This is a genomic window from Pseudoalteromonas holothuriae (assembly GCF_945859825.1).
Taxonomy (GTDB): Bacteria; Pseudomonadota; Gammaproteobacteria; order Enterobacterales; family Alteromonadaceae; genus Pseudoalteromonas; species Pseudoalteromonas holothuriae.
The window spans coordinates 74,452-92,759 of record NZ_CAMAPC010000002.1; the positions used below are offsets into that span (position 1 = coordinate 74,452).

General features: G+C 40.6%; 18 protein-coding genes. 10 read left to right on the forward strand and 8 right to left on the reverse strand.

Annotated features, from left to right (window positions below; genetic code table 11):
- The first annotated feature begins 53 nt into the window (after positions 1 to 53).
- The 9 genes from OCI93_RS02625 (at position 54) to OCI93_RS02665 (ending at position 9,112) form a co-directional block, all read left to right on the forward strand.
- Positions 54 to 2,144, forward strand: coding sequence for a TonB-dependent receptor domain-containing protein (locus OCI93_RS02625; RefSeq protein WP_261625715.1), 2,091 nt, complete (start codon positions 54 to 56; stop codon positions 2,142 to 2,144).
- A 220-nt stretch (positions 2,145 to 2,364) separates the two neighbouring features.
- Positions 2,365 to 2,613 carry a 30S ribosomal protein S16 gene (rpsP, locus tag OCI93_RS02630; protein WP_261595296.1) on the forward strand — a complete coding sequence of 83 codons (249 nt, stop codon included), beginning with the start codon at positions 2,365 to 2,367 and terminating at the stop codon, positions 2,611 to 2,613.
- Positions 2,614 to 2,630: 17 nt separating this feature from the next.
- Positions 2,631 to 3,164: a ribosome maturation factor RimM gene (gene rimM / locus OCI93_RS02635; protein ID WP_261625716.1), complete on the forward strand. Its 534-nt coding sequence runs from the start codon at positions 2,631 to 2,633 to the stop codon at positions 3,162 to 3,164.
- Positions 3,164 to 3,931, forward strand: a complete 768-nt coding sequence (gene trmD / locus OCI93_RS02640) for a tRNA (guanosine(37)-N1)-methyltransferase TrmD (protein ID WP_261595298.1) — start codon at positions 3,164 to 3,166, stop codon at positions 3,929 to 3,931. Before rimM ends, trmD begins: the two co-directional genes overlap by 1 nt.
- A 33-nt stretch (positions 3,932 to 3,964) precedes the next feature.
- Positions 3,965 to 4,324: a 50S ribosomal protein L19 gene (gene rplS / locus OCI93_RS02645; RefSeq protein ID WP_261595299.1), complete on the forward strand. Its 360-nt coding sequence runs from the start codon at positions 3,965 to 3,967 to the stop codon at positions 4,322 to 4,324.
- A gap of 176 nt (positions 4,325 to 4,500) precedes the next feature.
- Entirely contained in the window at positions 4,501 to 5,640 is a 1,140-nt protein-coding gene (gene tyrA, locus OCI93_RS02650) for a bifunctional chorismate mutase/prephenate dehydrogenase (protein ID WP_261625717.1), read from the forward strand.
- A gap of 466 nt (positions 5,641 to 6,106) precedes the next feature.
- The gene (locus OCI93_RS02655; protein WP_261593242.1) at positions 6,107 to 6,700 is read left to right on the forward strand and encodes a Crp/Fnr family transcriptional regulator; all 594 of its coding nucleotides are present in this window, start codon (positions 6,107 to 6,109) and stop codon (positions 6,698 to 6,700) included.
- A 172-nt stretch (positions 6,701 to 6,872) separates the two neighbouring features.
- Positions 6,873 to 7,304: a hydrogenase gene (locus OCI93_RS02660; protein ID WP_261593243.1), complete on the forward strand. Its 432-nt coding sequence runs from the start codon at positions 6,873 to 6,875 to the stop codon at positions 7,302 to 7,304.
- Positions 7,305 to 8,062: 758 nt separating this feature from the next.
- Positions 8,063 to 9,112, forward strand: coding sequence for a phytanoyl-CoA dioxygenase family protein (locus tag OCI93_RS02665; RefSeq protein WP_261625718.1), 1,050 nt, complete (start codon positions 8,063 to 8,065; stop codon positions 9,110 to 9,112).
- 154 nt (positions 9,113 to 9,266) lie between these two features.
- On the opposite strand, the gene OCI93_RS02670 is transcribed toward OCI93_RS02665, so the two are convergent.
- The 3 genes from OCI93_RS02670 to OCI93_RS02680 are packed head-to-tail and all read right to left on the reverse strand — an operon-like array spanning position 9,267 to position 11,743.
- Positions 9,267 to 10,754, reverse strand: coding sequence for an alpha/beta hydrolase family protein (locus OCI93_RS02670; protein ID WP_261625719.1), 1,488 nt, complete (start codon positions 10,752 to 10,754; stop codon positions 9,267 to 9,269).
- Between the two features lie 12 nt (positions 10,755 to 10,766).
- The gene (locus OCI93_RS02675) at positions 10,767 to 11,288 is read right to left on the reverse strand and encodes a hypothetical protein (protein ID WP_261625720.1); all 522 of its coding nucleotides are present in this window, start codon (positions 11,286 to 11,288) and stop codon (positions 10,767 to 10,769) included.
- The gene (locus OCI93_RS02680; protein ID WP_261625721.1) at positions 11,285 to 11,743 is read right to left on the reverse strand and encodes a hypothetical protein; all 459 of its coding nucleotides are present in this window, start codon (positions 11,741 to 11,743) and stop codon (positions 11,285 to 11,287) included. Before OCI93_RS02680 ends, OCI93_RS02675 begins: the two co-directional genes overlap by 4 nt.
- Before the next feature lie 493 nt (positions 11,744 to 12,236).
- Here OCI93_RS02680 and OCI93_RS02685 point away from each other — a divergent pair, with 493 nt between their 5' ends.
- Positions 12,237 to 12,770 (forward strand): hypothetical protein, encoded by a 534-nt coding sequence (locus tag OCI93_RS02685; protein ID WP_261625722.1) that lies wholly within the window; start codon positions 12,237 to 12,239, stop codon positions 12,768 to 12,770.
- A gap of 194 nt (positions 12,771 to 12,964) precedes the next feature.
- Here OCI93_RS02685 and OCI93_RS02690 read toward each other — a convergent pair whose 3' ends face one another.
- The 5 genes from OCI93_RS02690 to OCI93_RS02710 form a co-directional block, all read right to left on the reverse strand.
- On the reverse strand, positions 12,965 to 13,837 hold the full coding sequence (locus OCI93_RS02690; RefSeq protein WP_261593248.1) for a sugar phosphate isomerase/epimerase family protein: 873 nt from the start codon (positions 13,835 to 13,837) through the stop codon (positions 12,965 to 12,967).
- 21 nt (positions 13,838 to 13,858) lie between these two features.
- A complete protein-coding gene (locus OCI93_RS02695) occupies positions 13,859 to 14,608 on the reverse strand; it encodes a gluconate 2-dehydrogenase subunit 3 family protein (protein ID WP_261625723.1) in 750 nt (249 codons plus the stop codon).
- Complete coding sequence (locus OCI93_RS02700) at positions 14,609 to 16,288, reverse strand: GMC family oxidoreductase (protein WP_261625724.1); 1,680 nt, start codon at positions 16,286 to 16,288, stop codon at positions 14,609 to 14,611. It abuts the gene before it with no gap.
- Positions 16,289 to 16,290: 2 nt separating this feature from the next.
- Positions 16,291 to 16,986: a 3-keto-disaccharide hydrolase gene (locus OCI93_RS02705; protein ID WP_261593251.1), complete on the reverse strand. Its 696-nt coding sequence runs from the start codon at positions 16,984 to 16,986 to the stop codon at positions 16,291 to 16,293.
- A gap of 93 nt (positions 16,987 to 17,079) precedes the next feature.
- Positions 17,080 to 18,297, reverse strand: a complete 1,218-nt coding sequence (locus OCI93_RS02710) for an MFS transporter (protein ID WP_261625725.1) — start codon at positions 18,295 to 18,297, stop codon at positions 17,080 to 17,082.
- Positions 18,298 to 18,308: the final 11 nt, after the last annotated feature.

Below are 18,308 nucleotides of genomic sequence, written 5' to 3' on the forward strand. Positions count from 1 at the left end.
TGTGCTTTTATAGTGTCGAACAATTACTTGTTTCCCTGTTTGAGGTATAAAAAATGGTATTTAAACACACCGCAATTTCTCTTGGTTTGATTATGGCGTGCGCCAACAGCACCAGTGTGTTTGCAGAAGAGTTTGAAAAAAATAGTGAAGTCATCGTTGTTACGGGGTCACGTATTGATCAAAAGCTATCAGATGTTGCTGGCAGTGTTAATGTGGTTACCGAGCAAGATATAGCTGCTGAACTTGCGGTTGATTTGAGCACGGCATTTCGTTTTCAAACCGGTATTAATGCCACAGGGAGTGCAGGACAAGCACAGGCGTTAAATATTCGTGGTATGGGCGGCAATCGAGTTGTTTATGTTAAAGACGGTCGCAGGCTTAATGATGCTTATCAAGGCGGCAACGGTTTATTAGTAGGTCGCGGGTATTTAGATATTGAAGGGGTAAAGCAAATAGAAGTTGCCAAAGGCGCAGCATCTTCATTATACGGCTCTGATGCGCTTGGTGGCATCGTCGTTATCTCAGGTAAAACACCAGAAGATTACCTTAATAGCCAAGCACAATTTGCTAGCATACAAATGGGTTTTAATGGTTTAAGCGACGAAACCTCATTAACAGGAGCATTTGCTAAGCGTTTTGGCGACAATGCCACATCAATTGTATTGACGCGTCGTGATGGCAAAGAAACACAAAATTTTAATGAAGACTTACCTGAATTTGACTACGACAGCAATGCCGTTGTATTAAAGTCGCAGCAGCGTATGAACCAAACAGATACATTGCTAGCAACCGTTGATTTTTTTGAGCAAAAAACAGCGCAGATGATTGCGGTTGGAACACAAGAAACAGTGGATGAGAATACCAATTTATCTTTTTCTGTAGGCTTTAAAAGCACTGCATCAACAAGCATATACGATAATTTAGACGCACAGGTTTATATAACCGACTTTGAACAAAAAAGTGCGCAAGTTCGTGCAGGTAATGGGCGAACAGGCCCTTATGTTGATCATAATGACTACCGTTTTGAACAGCAGATCTTAGGCGCTAAATTAGTATTAGATAAAAAGCTGGTAACCGCAGGCATTGACCAACAGCTTGTTTATGGGTTTGACTTTGAGCGTTACGACACAACCCGACCGCGTTTTAAAACGCGATTAGATGCAACCGGGCAAAGTGAGTTTGATAAGCAACCACAAAAAGCCTTTCCGGGTGCCGATACTGACATGCTAGGTGTGTTTGTACAAAGCAACATAGCGCTGGTTGATGAGCTATTGGAGCTACAGCTTGCGGTTCGTTGGGACCACTTTGATATGCAGGCTAAAGATAGCCCGCTCTATGGTGGTGCTGATTTTAAAGATATAGATGAAACCGCCTTTTCACCCAAGATTGGGCTTATCTATTCATTAAATGACAATATGCGTGCTTATGTGCAATATGCAGAAGGGTTTAAAATTCCACCACACGACCAAGCCTATCAAAGCCATGGCGTTGAGCCGTTCTATCAAATTTTACCTAATACAGCGCTTGAACCTGAATATAGTCAAGGTGTTGAGCTGGGGTTAAAAGGTGACTTTGAAAATCATCAATTTACGTTGTCCGCATTTAATACCCAGTTTGACGGCTTTATTGCATCAAAGTTAGTAAGGTCTGAGCCTACTTTTATTCCGCGCGTTAATAAATCGTACTATCAGTATCAAAATTTGTCGGATGTTGAAATCAAAGGTGTTGAGGCAAGCTATACCATGTGGTTAAACGAGCGCTTTGCCATTGATGCAGGTATTACCTATCTAGATGGTAAAGACACCACGACAGATAAGTACATTGACTCTATTAGCCCACTCAATGGTTACATAAAGGCACGCTACGACATAGGAGAATTATCTTTAACTGCAGCGGTTCGTGCGGCGCAGCATATGGATAAAGTAGCTGATGAACAAATGGCACAAACCAGTGGCTGGGGTACTTTAGACTTATTTGCACAGTATCAAATTGGCAATTGGCAGCTACATGGTGGCGTGTTTAACATGTTAGATAAAGAATATATTTCATATCAGGATGTGGCAGGGCAAAATAAAGAGGTTAATTTTAACCAATATACGCAGCCAGGGCGTTATTTTGCTGCAAAACTGAAATATATATTTTAAAATCAGCGACAAGTGCCTCAGTGGGTCTGAGGCGCTTTAGCCGTAAATTTTGCGCATATATCCACTGTTCGCAAAGCCAATACGAGTTGAATTCCATTGGCAAAGGCAGAAAACGCAATTGTTACTTGCATTGTTGAAAAAAACTCGTACAATTCCCCAGCTTCCCATAGTGGGAAGTAAATCTTATTAATGAAAACAGTCAATCTATTCAGAGGACGGTATGGTAACTATTCGTTTGCAACGTGGTGGCGCTAAAAAGCGTCCTTTCTATCAAATTGTGGTTGCGGATAGCCGTTTCTCGCGTGACGGTCGTTTCATCGAGAAAGTAGGTTTCTTTAACCCTATTGCTCAAGGTCAAGAAGAAAAAGTTCGTTTAGATTTATCTCGTGTTGAACACTGGGTAGGTCAGGGCGCATCTCTTTCAGATCGCGTAGCTAAGTTAGTTAAAGACGCTCGTAAAGCGGCTTAATAGGCGTAAGTGTAACCATGAGTCAAGAAAACACCACGATTATTGTAGTTGGTAAGCTTGGTGCCCCTTACGGTATTAAGGGCTGGCTTAAGGTACATTCATTTACTGATGATCCCCAAGGGATCTTCGATTTCAGCCCATGGTTGATAGGGCAACAAGGTAAATGGCAAACCCTTGAAGTAAGCGACTGGCGTCGCCACAACAAGGGCTTTATCGCCAAGTTTGCGCAAGTAAACGACAGAGACCAAGCAATGGCTTATACCAATGTGGAAATTTCTGTAGATTCTGCGCAACTGCCAGCGCTTCCCGATGGGGAGTTCTATTGGCGAGATCTCATTGGCATGTCTGTGGTAACCGATAAAGGTTATGACTTAGGGCAGGTTGATGACTTGATGGAAACAGGGTCAAATGACGTTTTGGTTGTTAAAGCAAACAAAAAAGATGCATTTGGTCAATCAGAACGCTTAATTCCTTATTTAACTGATTCAGTTATTAAAGAAGTTAAGTATGACGAAAGACAAATTATTGTTGATTGGGATCCCGGCTTTTAATGAGTCAGCAAAATCCATTATGGGTAGGAGTGATTTCACTTTTTCCTGAGATGTTTGATGCAATAACCCAACAAGGCGTTACAGGCCGTGCGGTTAAAAACGGTTTAATCGATTTTAACTGCTGGAATCCGCGGGATTATGCGAAAGATAAGCATAGAACCGTAGATGACAGACCTTACGGTGGTGGTCCTGGCATGCTGATGATGGTACAGCCATTACAGCAAGCAATACTTGCAGCTAAAGCGGCAGCAGGTGAAGGCGCTAAAGTAATTTACATGTCTCCTCAAGGGCGAAAACTAGATCAACAAGGCGCAGCTGAATTAGCTGGGTCTGAAAAATTGATTTTAGTAGCTGGTCGCTATGAAGGTATAGACGAGCGGATCATCGAGTCTCATGTAGACGAAGAGTGGTCCATTGGTGATTTTATTCTCAGCGGTGGTGAACTGCCAGCCATGACGTTAATCGACGCAGTAGCTCGATTAGTGCCAGGGGTGTTAGGACATAACCAATCTGCAGAGCAAGACTCCTTTTCGGATGGCTTGTTAGATTGCCCTCACTATACTCGGCCAGAAACATTGGATGACAAACAGGTGCCTGCTGTATTACTCAGCGGAAACCACCAAGAGATAGCCAAATGGCGTACTAAGCAGTCATTAGGCAGAACTTGGTTACGACGTCCAGACTTGTTGCGTAACCTAGCTCTGACTGAGGAGCAAGCGACACTACTCGCTGAATTTCAGCACGAGTACCAAGAAGCTTGTGGCTAGAAGACAGTTACACCTAGGAATGTGAGAAATATAATGGCAAAAGTAAACCAAAATATTATTAAAGCGCTTGAAGAAGAGCAGCTTAAAACAGACGTACCGGCGTTCGGCGCTGGTGATACAGTAGTTGTACAGGTACGTGTAAAAGAGGGTAGCAAAGAGCGTCTACAGGCCTTTGAAGGTGTTGTAATCGCTAAGCGTAATCGTGGTCTACATTCAGCTTTCACTGTTCGTAAAATTTCGAGCGGCGAAGGTGTTGAGCGTGTATTCCAAACACACAGCCCTCTAATCGACAGCATTGCAGTTAAGCGTCGCGGTGCAGTTCGTCGCGCTAAGCTTTACTACTTGCGTGAGCGTTCAGGTAAATCAGCACGTATTAAAGAAAAACTTAACTAATACGCGCGTTTTTTACTACGCTAAAAAAACAGGCCACTCTTTGAGTGGCCTGTTTTGGTTTGTAAACTCATTAATTTCAACTAACATATAACCGCATTTCGCTTTCTTCATTTTAGCTATCTTGATAGACTAGCTGTATCATATTTTTTACTGCTGTAAATTTTGCTTTACACTCTATGGCGAGCATAATGGATTTAAACGAATTAAGACAAGGTATTGATGCGTGTGATACCGAACTAGTTAATTTACTAGCTAAACGCCGCGCATTAACTGAACAAGTGGGTATTATTAAGCAACAAGCGGGCGCGCCACTGCATGCGCCAGAGCGCGAAGCTGAACTGATTACATCTCGACGTGAGCAAGCACAGATCCTGAATGTAAACCCAGATCTCGTTGAAGACATTCTTAGGCGTATGATGCGTGAAGCATACGAAAACCAACAGGGTAAACTGTCATGTGCTGCACCACATTTATCTCCAGTGGTGATTGTAGGGGGTAAAGGGGCGATGGGGCAGCTGTTTGCTAAGCAGTTTGAGCGCTCTGGCTACGAGGTAAGAATTTTAGATAAAAATGAGCAGCCACACGCGAAAGAGATTTTAGCGGATGCCAAGTTAGTGATGATCAGTGTGCCAATCAATGCCATTGAGACAATTGTACAAAACTTACCGCCAATACCTAAAGAGTGTGTTTTAGTTGATATTACTTCGGTAAAACAGCAGCCACTGAAAGTATTGCTAGATAAGCACAGCGGGCCGGTTGTGGGGCTACACCCGATGTTTGGCCCAGATATATCGCATTGGGTGAAACAAACTATTGTGGTGTGTGAAGGGCGTTTTCACGAGCAATGTATAGGATTGCTGCAACAGCTTAATATTTGGGGCAGCCAGTTGGTTGAAATGGACGCTAAAAAACATGACCAAGCAATGCAAATTATTCAGGTGATGCGCCACTTGACGACCTTTGTATACGGCCAGTTTTTAGCAAAACAATGCCACTCTTTAAAAGAGCTACGCAGCTGCTCGTCGCCGATTTATCAATTAGAGCTGATGATGGTGGGCCGACTGTTTGCACAATCTCCCGAGCTTTACTCAGATATTATGCTTGCGCAATTTAATGATGTAGAAGGGCTATTAGCCAGCTACCAAGATACCTTTGAGCAAACCATAGAAAAGTTACAACGAGGAGATAAAGAGGGCCTGATAGACGCATTCAGTGAAGCAAAAAGTTACTTCTCTGAAAGTGCAAAGCAGTTTTTATCGCAAAGTCGTGGGCTGTTAAACAAAGCCAACGATGCCAAAGTTTTGGATTATGAATAGAGCGCTGTAGTAGGGGTCTTAATTTATAAGATTTGCTACCCTGAGCTTGTTCTAGGGTCTACCTGAACAATGAGCCTTGCAGTACTTCTTGTTATATTTCGATGTGTAAGGCTCCTTTTTACTTAGTTAATTTTTAGAGGGGTATGAACAACACAGCCAATTTAATATTCAATTCAACATTAAAGAAATATTTTAATGACGAATTCAAACCTGTTCACAAGAAGTTTTTGCTATTTATGAAATTGTAGCATTCTATCAAACCTTTATTTGTGAGTTGGTGCGTTCGTTCCGGTTGTTGTTTCACTATCACTATTATTTATTGATTCTTTATGCTTTTTTTAAAAGTGACTGTCCTTTTAAATTTTACTTTCAAATTTTTTGCATAAAACAACGACGCAAAAAAGCGTTCAACTTGCTTTGCAGTTTATGCTAATAATTATATTAAAAAACCAACAACTGTAGTTCTATGAAATATTTTAGAAAAATGATTGAACATTATATTCCTGTTAATGATGATGAGTGGGCTTATGCTTGCGGATTATTTGACATAAAGCATGTCAAAAAAGGAACAACAGTACATCACGCAGGTGAAGTATTTAGTGAGATATGGTTTATTAAAAGTGGTTTAGCCAGATCATATTTTATTGATATGAATGGTAAAGATCATACTTGGCAACTCTATTTTCGTGGCAAAAGTAAACATGGCTTAAACCACTTTATGGACGATAGTGTCAGCTTTTATGAAAAAACAGGGTCAATGCTTAACTTTGAAATTCTTGAAGATTCGGTTTTTTATGTTGCGTCTCTGGAAGAGCTTGATAAGTTTATATCACAAGAAAAAAAATGGGAGCTTTTAGCGAGAATATGGATACATGGCACCTATTATTCAGCAACATACAAACGTGTCCTCTCTCTCATGTCAGAGACTGCTGCACAAAGATATGATCGTTTACTTGACGAATACCCTTTTATATTTAATCAAGTTAAGTCATACCATATAGCTTCTTATCTCGGTGTTGCTCCCCAGACATTGAGTAAATTAAAAAATGAATCTAGGTGAATGAATTTTAGTATTTCGTTGTTTACCATGTGTTTTTTCAATGGAGATAAACAATGAATACTTTTCAAAAATTTATAAACCAACATGAACAAAGCTATCGGACTTACATTGGAAACGTTTGTAATTTAAGTAGCCCCACGGAGCCTAGCGTTATACATACATGGGGAACATTATGATAGAACTTACACAAATAGGTGCACAACTCATCTTTATTGGAATTATCTTTTTTCTTGTTGGTTTAATACAAGGTGCATTGATACCAACCGTAAAAAATTCCCGGATGGCTCTTTCTGGTCACTTGACTGCAGTTCAATGTGGAATGGCCTTGGCTATCTTTGGTGTTATCTGGTCGCAGGTTGTGTTGCCTTTATCTTTAGAGTTTTTTGTGGCTTATGGCTGTGCACTGGGGTTTATACTTATTTGGCTGGGAATAACTATTGCTTCTGTAACAGGTGCAAGTAAAGCACTCCCAATTGCAGGCGCTGGGTTTTCAGCAACCGCTGCTTTCGAATTTATGGTTAAGATTATGGTACGTATTGGATCACTACTATCACTAATCGCTTGTACTTTGTTGGTTTTTGGGTTATTGCCAATACTTCAGTAGTCGTAATAGAAGTATAACAAAGCCATCCAACCTCCGTCTGTCTCGCTTTTGCGCCAAGCCCAAGAAGCGTTTTGGTTGTCGTCGGCTGATGGCGGAGCTTTATTAAAAATTATGTATATCTTTCTCATCATTGTTATTACAGTTTTATCTTAACTACTATAGCTTCAGCTAAAGCAACAAAAGAACATCAAAAAATTGTTGAAGAAAAAGAAAACTTATAGATAGACTCAAGTTTGAATTTTGCTTGGTTTGTTTATGCTTTAGGTTCTTCAAAAATCATTTCAAGCTTTAAGAATAAGGCGATGGGATTAGCAAGGGGGCGGCAAGTCAATTTGTAGGATGCCAGTGCGCGACATCCTAATTTTGCAGTTTGCTGTTTCTTTTAAATAGAAAAGAACTAAGTGAAATAACGCTAATTAATTAGCGTGGACAGCCACTTAAACTTCATGTACAAGAAAACGGAAAGCTGGTTTTGAAAGAGTCTTTATATAATATTGGTGGGCAAAAATTAAAGGGAATATCATCAATGACCCTCACACATGACAACCGACATTTATTGGTCGCAACAGGGAAGGGCAACTCTGTTATTATTTTTAAACGGCAATAATTTAGCTTACAAAAAGTCAAAGAGTCAGGTTGCTTGTTTCATTATTTATGAACACACGTTTTTATCGAAAGTAATATTAGTAAAAAGTAAAGCGCGACCCCTTGTGTTCTGATGTATAATTGTTTTGTGTCATTTGCGCTAAGGGAGTTACATGAATAAGCATGACTTGGAGTTGGAGAATCTAGAGGTTGAAAGCGATATTCTAGGCATTTACTTAAAAAAGATTTGGACCGCAGTACATAACCCCCTCTTAAGCCAGCCTAATCAACATACTAAACTTGACTTTTTACTCGAAAAAGCCATGTTTGATTTACTAGGCATAAGCCAAGCGGATGCCGTGAAGGTGCTCTACGAGAGTGCACATTGCTATCAAACTTTTCTATCTCGCCTTGCATATTATGGGAATATAAATGAATTAGCGTTAGCGCGTCTTTGCAGTTATTTAAAGCAAGAAGTTCAACCTGATGAAGTTCAACAATTAAATACACAGGTTAAACATATGGATAATGTTTTATGTGAAGATGACATACTGCACTGGCAAACACATGGTTTTGTTGTAGTTAAAAATGCGATTGACCAAGCTATGTGTGACAATGTTATCCACGCCATAGGTGAATATTTGCAAATAGATATAGCCGATAAGCGCCAATGGTATAGTAGTGAAAAGCGTTCAGGAATTATGGTTGAGCTTATTCAGCATGAGGCACTTAACCAAGTGCGTCGTAGTAGGCGAGTTCATAAAGCGTTTAGTCAGCTATGGCATACCGAAGACTTAATTGTGTCTTCAGATCGATGTGGTTTTAACCCGCCCCAAACTACTAACTATCCATTTTCTGGGCCTGACTTGCATTGGGATGTTAACTTTGCAAAGCCTTTAACTTTTGGCACACAGGGCATTATTTATTTGACTGATACAGAACAAGCTCAGGGAGCTTTGACCTTAGTACCTGGATTTCATAAGACGTTGCCCCATGAAGTGAGTAAATATCAACTTCAACCAGAACCTGCGACGTTACATCAGCTCGGTTCAAAACCGATTGCCGCAAACGCGGGAGATATGATTATTTGGCACCACTTCTTACCTCATGGCAGCCGAGCAAATTTAACCGATAAACCCAGAATAGTGCAATATCTCAACATGTATCCATTTCCAAGTGAACACCTTGAGTGTGAGCAACAAGCAACAAAAAGGGAGTGGTAATACTCCTAATTTATTAGCTTATTTAGTTAGTTTAACTTTTTAACTAGGGTACTTTTCACACGCCTTTAAGGTATTTTCAATTAAGTTTGCAGCTGTGATGGAAGCTAGCCAATAGTAGCGAAGGTGCTTTTAGAGTAACCCTATGTGAATAGGGTTACTCTAATTTTAAACTATAGCTTTTCAGCTTTTCAGCTTTTAAGTGTTTGTCTAAGAAATTTAGTAGCTTTGAATAGTAATTATGGGCTTGAATAGTTGTATCAAACCCATGCCCAACGCCTTCCATAATGGACCATGAGACAGGAATATTGTGTGCTTTCATTGCAAATCGCAGTCTAAAAGCATGTTCAATATCTACAATTACGTCATCTGTTCCATGAGCAAGGAAAAGTGGTTTAGTAATTTCATTTGCTCTATAAACTGGAGAAGTTTGAAATAACTTTTGTTGCTGAGTATCTGGATCACCAACGATTTCTCTTAGTTGAGCTTTCACTAAGTCATCATTTTCAACTGCCGAACGTTGGAATAGTAGCGCTAAATCTGTCACTCCAGCGAAGGAAGCGCCGCATTTATAGAGATGGGGTGAACGAATAAGGCTAAAAATAGCTGAATACCCACCATAACTCCCTCCAATGATACATACACGCTCTTCATCAAGCTGTGGGTAAGCTTTGAGCGCTGTTGAAAGCGCAGCTTCAATATCATTTTCAATACCGTTACCCCACTGTTGCATACCTTTTTGCTTTATTAGTTTTCCGTAGCCCATTGAGCCTCGGTAATTTACTTGCAATGTGCTATACCCTGCGTTGACCAGTACCTGAATTTCTGGTGAGTAATAACGTAAATCACTAACTCCAATAGGGCCACCGTGAGGAATGACAATTAAAGGGAGCTTGTGTTTACTTGTGCCGTTTGGAGTGGTCACAAAGGCATCAATAGTCGTGTTGTCTTCAGTTTTAACTTTAAGTACTTGTGTTTTGGCTAATTCAGCGCCTTCTAACCATGGTTTAAGAGTGATTAGGTGTTCAAACTGTTGTGTATTGTGATTGTAAAAAATTATCTTACCCGGATCATTGCTCGACGACTCTTCAAAGAGAGCTATTTTGCCATCACTAGAACCATTAAGATATATCAGGTTTACTTGAGACTTTTGCTTATTTATAGCCTGAGAGACTGCACTGGTTTGGTTAAAATAATGTTGTTCTATATGCCCATTTAGAAGGTAAGAAACGCCTATAACTTGTGCTTTATCAGCTGAGAGAATAGCGTTTAAAACATCGTATCTGGAATGCTCAAATAACACATTAGTAAACTGGTTTTTTTTGAGATCATACCTGCGGAGTTGTTTTTTATCAGACTTGTGATTAGTAATTACAAACATGGAGTTTGTTGTTTGGTCTACAAGCTGAGGAGAAAAGTAATCTCCTTTAACACCTTGCCAAGCGAGTGTCCAACGTCGGCTATTTCCCTTTTTTGTGTATAGCTCTGGTATATCATTAACTCTTCGGGTGCCTAATAAAGGTTGCCCATTGGTACTATTTGTAAGCCAAAATTGAATTTTTGGGCCCTTTTTATTTATTTTCTTCCTTATAGACGTCTGACCATCAAGGTTAGACTTTTTTAAGTCGAGTTTGAAAAGGTTCACATAATAGTCAATCTAATCATCATTTTTATATTTGGCAAACATAGCATAACGGTTGCTACTTACAACCGGGTTAGCCCAATAACCATTTTGATTTAAAAAGCTTACCTTTTTCTGACTGACGGAGTTGTCTTCAATATTGAGTTTGACGACAATAAAGCGCCTAAAACTATTTTTTGAAGTTTCTTTTAATGCCAGTACAGAGTTGCCAAGCCAGACAATATCTTGAATTTTGTTATCATGATTTACCCAGCGAACGTAATATTCCTTCTTGATCGTTTCAACTTCAAATCTTTTGGCGGTATAAACTACGTAACTTGTATTATTAATTACGTCGTGCACTTTAATTTCATACTTATCAGAGGATGACTCTGAGTAGGCAATAAATCTACCATTTTGATGCATAGTAAAGTGAGCATAGGGAGAGGCCAAGAAAAACTCTTTTATTGTTGGGCTTTTATCATTTGATGGTGTGCCCAGTACAAAAGTGCTGAATGATAGTAAAATTAGAAAGCACGCTTTTAGATGAAGTTTCATTGTGTTTTACCCTTATTACCATTCAAGAAAAAAGAGATATAAGGGTCATTTGGGTAAATGCCATTTACAACTTGGTATTGGTTAAATAGCTCAGAGTGTTGTTGTTTGAATATAGTCAAAATCATGCTTGTTCTATTTAATATTTCTGCACTAAATTTGCTACCAGTTGTTTTGAACATAAGTAGGCCTATGTAATTTACTTTTCCTGGCTGAATTGTAAACTTTAAATCTAAGTCATCGAAGTCATAGGTTACTCGAGTGTTCTCTCCAATTCTATCAACGACTTGGCTCCAATTATATTCCCCAGCTTTTAAAGGGTAAACCTTTAAATACTGTGCATCATTCAGAGGACCAAAGTCATGATTGTTACCAAATCCTTCGCCATCTAGCTTGATTTTTTCAGCATATCCTTGACTATATATAGCAACAAGAGCATAGCCTTCGTTATCACCCAAAGGTGTAATTTTTTCATTTGAATGAGCACAAAAGGTGTAAATAGAAATAAATATTAAGCTTATATACTTTATATATTTGAGTTGCATAGTTTTGAAATGTTATTTGAGTTAAGAGTTATCTTATCATGCGAGATTGTACCTGTTAACGTGTTTATCGAACCAAAAGGGTTGTCGAAAAGGGTGGGCAACCCTTGTAAATCAACTTTTTCAAAGTATAAATCTATGATTTAATTTGGCTAATATTTTAGCGTTTGACTCTGGGGGTTACAGGGACACTGAAGTCAAGGAGGTTTAAGTTGTTTGTTTCATCACTTATTTAGGAACGCGCGTTCTTATTGAAAGGAGTATGAAGCAATAGATAGGCTCCTTAAACTGAAAATGATTTTTAAAGTACCTTCTGAGCAATATTAGCAAAAAACAAGACTCGACCCGATGGGTTTACACGCTAGTAATGATAAATTTGTAACTTACTCTCCTGAAAGTAGAGGGAAAAATGCGCAACCTTAATTTTTTATTAACTCTTGTATTAGTTACAGCTTTTTTTACGTTAGGCAAAGAGCAACAAAATCAATCCTACAAACATGTTGGAGATGATAGAAAATGTAGTCTTGAAAAAATTGACTACAGCACAGAGCAGGAAATATCGTTTTGTGTTGAAATTATGTCGGCACAGAATGATAAACGCTTTCGTGAATATACACTCTATGCCGCCAAACTAGGTCATGGACACGCCGCTCTTGAAGTTTATAGCAATGATACATTTCCTATCTCAGTTAAAGATAAAAACAAATACCTGTTCCAAGCAGCTTATAGTTGCTATCAGCCAGCTTACTATTTAGCTTTTAAGTCTGAAGCAGAATCTGGTGATAAAAAAGAAGCTGAATTATGGTATCTGTTACTTAAAATGGAGCACAACTTAGGGGCAAAGGATTTATTTAATCAATTGCAAGTTGAAAAACCCATAGAGCAAATGGTATATGACAAGTTACTTTCATTTTTTGGGAGGTTTCAGTGTAATCAGGTTTAAGCTGCACTAAGCGTAAGCAGCGAACCACACCTAGAGATTATCCTTCTAGGGCAGTAAGTCGTCGATATCGCAGAAAAACTGCAAAGAGGTCAAGTTGCTTGCATCATCACTTACTATAGGAACGCAGGTTCTTATTAGAGAGTAAGTTATAAAGCAATAGGCTTAACCCCTTAAAGTTTATAGCTAGATATGAATCACTTATTCACATATTTATCAGCAAGTATGTTATCCAAATTGGCTTTTGAGCGTGCAACGCTTTGCAATGACGAGAGTCCTTTTGGATACTCTTCTTGTTCGAGTATAAGCCATTGGGTAGCGCCGTATTTTTGCATGGTTTGGATAAGTCTATGCCACGGATAGTTGTTTTCACCAATAATCGGGCTTAAACGGTCGCCTTCATGCGTACGAATTTTGATGTGGGTAGAATAGGTTCTGCCAGCATATTTTTTTACATAATCAATAGGCGACTTACCCGCATAGTTAACCCAACCAACGTCTAATTGTAACGGAAAATCAGCGGGTGTATTTTGTGCAATATAATCCCAAAAAGTTTCGCCTTGGTAGTCGTTAAATTCTTTTTCATGGTTATGATAGCCAATCTGCATATCAAATCGCTTAGCGAGTTGGTGGGCCTCATTTAATTGTGCAACCAGCTCAGGTACTTTCTGTGTGTCCCATGCACGTTTATCCCAAGGTACAATCAGTACCTCAATGCCAAGTGTTTTATAAAACAGGAATGTGTTAGCCGCCTTGCTTGATGTAATGTCATCAAAACCAATATGAGCACTTGTTGCTACTAAACCAAGCTCGGTGAGCCGTTTTTTCAAGGCGCTAGGGTTGTTGTCATAGTTACCAAAATGGCCTGCAAATTCAACGCCAGTAAAGCCCATATTGGCAAGTGCTTGTAATGTGCCGTCAAAATCGTTTTTTAATGTATCTCTAACAGACCAAAGCTGAACACCAATAGGAATTGGGATTGCGGTATTTGCTTGACTCTTCGAGGCGCAAAAAAAACACAAAGCGCTAAACAATAGAGTAGTTAAAAGAACAAATTTTATTTTTATCATAGTCATACCCTGATGAATTGTTTAATCTGCGTAAGCGTATTCACTGAGACCAAGTTCTGCCAATACACCATCAAGGTGTGCTTTGGCTTCAATTGTGGGTCCTGGATAGTCACCAGCAATAGGCACATTACCTAAATAGCCGATATCTTTACAGCCTTCAGGTGTACAAAAGTAGGCACCGAGCACTAAATTTTTAAAGCGTAAAAAAGCTTTACCAATTCGTTGAAATTGCGCTGGGGTTTGTTCATTAAAGTAGGCAATGTTATCCATAATGGCTATTTGTTGCACCTTGCTGAGCTTTAAAAATGGGTTTTTATAACGAAGTGTTGCTTCGTCATCTATCCATGCCAGCGCGTGGATAATGGTGACTCTGTCTTTTTGTTGACCATCATATGGTGCGCTCACCCATTCATCGATAACACTGGGCACCTGAACTTGTGAAGCACTAGGGTTTTGCCCTTCACGGGGTACAATAAAGTCAGCGAGTACGGCGACCAATGATAATTGCGTTTCACTGAGAGTGAGCGGCCATGGTGATTCTGGTGGCATGATTAAGTTTGGATCAGTGCCGTAGCCTCTAGCTGTCACCGGTTTTATATCAATATCAGGCCAATGTCCTGCACTTGTTACACTGTCGCTAATGACTTTGCTGCAACCTGAACTGAGCGATACCGCAGAGCCTGCTGCTAGCACACCTAGCCATTTGAGTGACTCACGACGGGTCATTCCAGAAGTATATTTATAAGGGTCAATACTATCGGGTGTGTTCATTTATAAGACTCCTTGGTCAATTTGCTCTGCTAGCCAAGTTGAGTTGCGCATCGCTAAGGTCATAATAGTTAAAGTGCAATTTTTATGAGGATTGGAGGCAAATACGCCAGCATCCATTACAAATAAGTTGTCACAATCCCAAGTTTGCCCCCACTGATTGGTGACCGATTCCTTGGCAGAGCTGCCCATTCTAGTGGTGCCGACTTCATGGATGATTTCGCCACCTTTGGAAATAGCCTTTTCAGCAGGAGGTAATTCGCCCACCTTGGCACCCATAGTTTCAAGAATTTGCTTGGCGGTTTTTAGGCCATGCTCAATCTGTTTTAATTCTCTGTCAGACCATTTGAAGTGGAATTTCGCCACAGGGATCCCCCATTTATCTTTGACCTTGTTGTCAATTTCCATATAAGAATCTTTATTAGGTAGCATTTCACCACGCAGCGCAAAGCCCACGTATGATCCATAGGCATCTCGCACTTGTTGTTTGAGTACGCTGCCATAGCCTTGCTTGTCACCCGATACCCCAGAACCCGGTTGCCTAAAACCACTGCTTATTTCAAAGTGGTAGCCTCGCGGAAAGTCGAGTTCACCTTTGGCATGGGATTTGTGGCCCCACCATGGAATAAATAGGTGATTGGCGGTGTGACCATCTTCGTTATAACGTGGGCGGTTTTTTAGCGCAGGAATTTGCGCCCCTAACCAAGCTCCAGTCGAGTCCATAAGATTACGACCAACCTGACCGCTTGAATTGGCAAGCCCTTTAGGGTGCTTGTTATGTTTTGAATTAAGTAAAATTCGAGCTGATTCACACGCACTGGCGGCTAAAATCACTACGTCGGCATGAATCGTTTGTGCTAATGAAGACATTTTATTTACATAGGTAACGCCTGTTACTTTACCTTCATCATTAACGGTGACTGATTTGACCATGGCATCAGTTATCACCTCTAAATTCCCAGTGGCTTTTGCCATTGGCAGCAAAGAAGTCGTGGTTTGAAAGGCGGCACCAATTGAACAGCCATGCCCACAAGGGGTAGCGTAAAAGCACGCGGCTCTATCATCTTTTTTACGTGTTAATACTGCTCTATGCATAGGCACAGCAGCAATGCCCAGCTTTTTTGATGCAGCAGCAACGAGTAACTCAGGGATTCTGGGTGCTGGCGGTGGCTGTAATATGCCTGGTGCTGATGGGGGCATGTCGTCATGGTCTGTGTTGGTGCCACAGATACCAACTATATCTTCAGTTTTATCATACCAAGGGGCGATATCTTGATACTCAAAAGGCCAATCGGCACCATGGCCATCGCGGCTTTTACCTTTAAAGTCATGTTCACTAAAGCGCAGTGAATATCGGCCCCAGTGGTTAGTTCGCCCACCCAGCATACGCGCACGCCACCAGTAAAAGTCAGTATTTTCTGCATGAGTGTATGGCTCATTCGGTACTTGCCAGCCACCATCAACAGTTGCGTCATAAAAGCCAAAGTTTTTGTCTTTGTTACCTGCACCCATCAATGGTGCTTCGCTGTTACGGCGAAACATCGGGGTTTCTTTTGTTGGTTCATAATTTCTGCCAGCTTCGAGCAGTAGTACTTTATGACCTAATTTAGTGAGCGTATAGGCCGCCATTGCGCCACCTGCGCCAGATCCCACCACTAAAACCTTATGATCAAATGTTGCCATGGTTATAGCTCCTTAATTTTTATATTTTTAAACCACACTTTATCACCATGATCTTGCAGCCCAATATGGCCTTTCTTACCTTGAGCAAAGCCTTGCCAAGTGGCAAACTTACTATTAGCAACAAGGGTATTCCAGGTACTGCTACCAATCACAATGCTGGTGGTACTCACGCCGTTTTGCCATACTTCAAGGTGGTCATTGTGCATTTTAATGCGCACATGGTTCCATGATAATGCAGGTTTATGTGCACTACTTGGGGCGGCAAATAAATCATAAATTGAGCCTGCTAAATGAGAGTCAATTTTGTTATCTGGGTGTTCTTTGTTATCTAAAATTTGTACTTCTGGTGCATGAGAATATATGGCATTGCCTGTTTCATCAGCCAATACAAAAATGCCGCTGTTGCCTTTTTTAGCTATTTTCCAATTGAGTTGAAGTTCAAAGTTCTGATACATTTTTTTTGTTAAAATATCACCCCCACCGCCTTGGGTGAGTGTCATTGCGCCATTTTTTATTTGCCATTGGCTATTGAGCCCTGTGCTTTTAAAGTTGCGCCACTGCGACATGTCCTTGCCATTAAATAGCAGCTGCCAGCCAGTTTGTTGTTCTTGTTGGCTCAATTGGTTGTCTGTGACACTAGCGCTTGCGGTACAACTGACAGCCAATGCCACGGTTAGCATTTTTAGGGTGTTGAGCATAATAGAACCTCATTTGTTCACTATTTACTTGTTGTTATTCATACCAACTTTTAAGTACACTCGAAATAGAGCGTTTAACTAAGCAAGTTGGCGTTACGCATATTTTTCAATGCGCTTATTTTTATTGATATAAAAGTACAGGCCACCAAAGGCGATAATTAGAATGAGTGGAAATATTAAAATATTCTCCAGCACGGCTTGTCCGGCGACGAAATCGGATTGCTGTTGGGTTAAATTAGCCGACTGTGCTGCAAGTTTTGCAGAGTCTATCCAGCCACCAATGATTGGGTTCCACATACTAACTGCAAACATGCCAGCACCGCCGATCAGTGACATACCTAAGGCACCAGTTTTGGGGGTATATTCGGCAACACAGCCAAGCATTGTAGGCCAAAAATAGGTCACACCTAGGGCAAACAATATGGCAGCTACATAAATGATTGGGCCTTGAGCTTGGCTCATCAAGAAAATACCAGAAGTAGCTAACACTGCCGAGCCTAGTAATACCCCAGTCGGGTTAAAGCGATGAATAATTGGTCCTGCAAAGAAACGGCCAAGTGCCATAAGGCCGGTGATTAATGCCAGTATCATCATTGGGGAGGCACCCGATGCTCCCAAAATACGTTCAATCCATTGTTGTGTGCCCAGTTCGGTGGTTGCGGTTAGCGTCATACAACAGACTAAAAATAAATACATTGGCGAGAGTAAGTGCTTGAGGTTGCTCGTGGTGGAGTGTTCTGCTCGGTCAAACTTTGGAAATTGCGCTTTGAGCATCATCGTGCCGTAAATGAGTGTAGGTACTAAAATTAACGCCACTTGCCATTGCCAGTTTAATCCATATGCCGTCATTGAGTTAGATGCCAAAGCGCCAATCACAATACCACCGGGAAACCACACATGGAAGCGGTTGAGCATGGTGGTGGTATTTTTTGGATACATTTGAGCGATCAGTGGGTTACAGCCCGCTTCTACCGATCCGTTGGCAAAACCAATTAAAAAAGTCGAAATCAGTAAACCCCAAAAGCCATCCGCGGTAATGGTCAATCCTAATCCTAAAAAGTGGCATACAAAAGCCAGCCCAACGAGTTTTTTCGCGCCAATGGCGTTGTAAATTGCGCCGCCCAATATTGTTGCCACGGGAAAGCCCAAAAATGCCATGGCATTGACCCAACCAAGTTCAGCACCTGTCAGACCAAACTGCTCGCCTAGTTGTCCTAAAATGCCGGCACGAATAGCAAACGTCATTGACGTTACCACGAGCGCTAAGCAGCATAGTTGGAAAACTGTGCGATTATAATTATTGTTATTCATGGTCAGTGTCC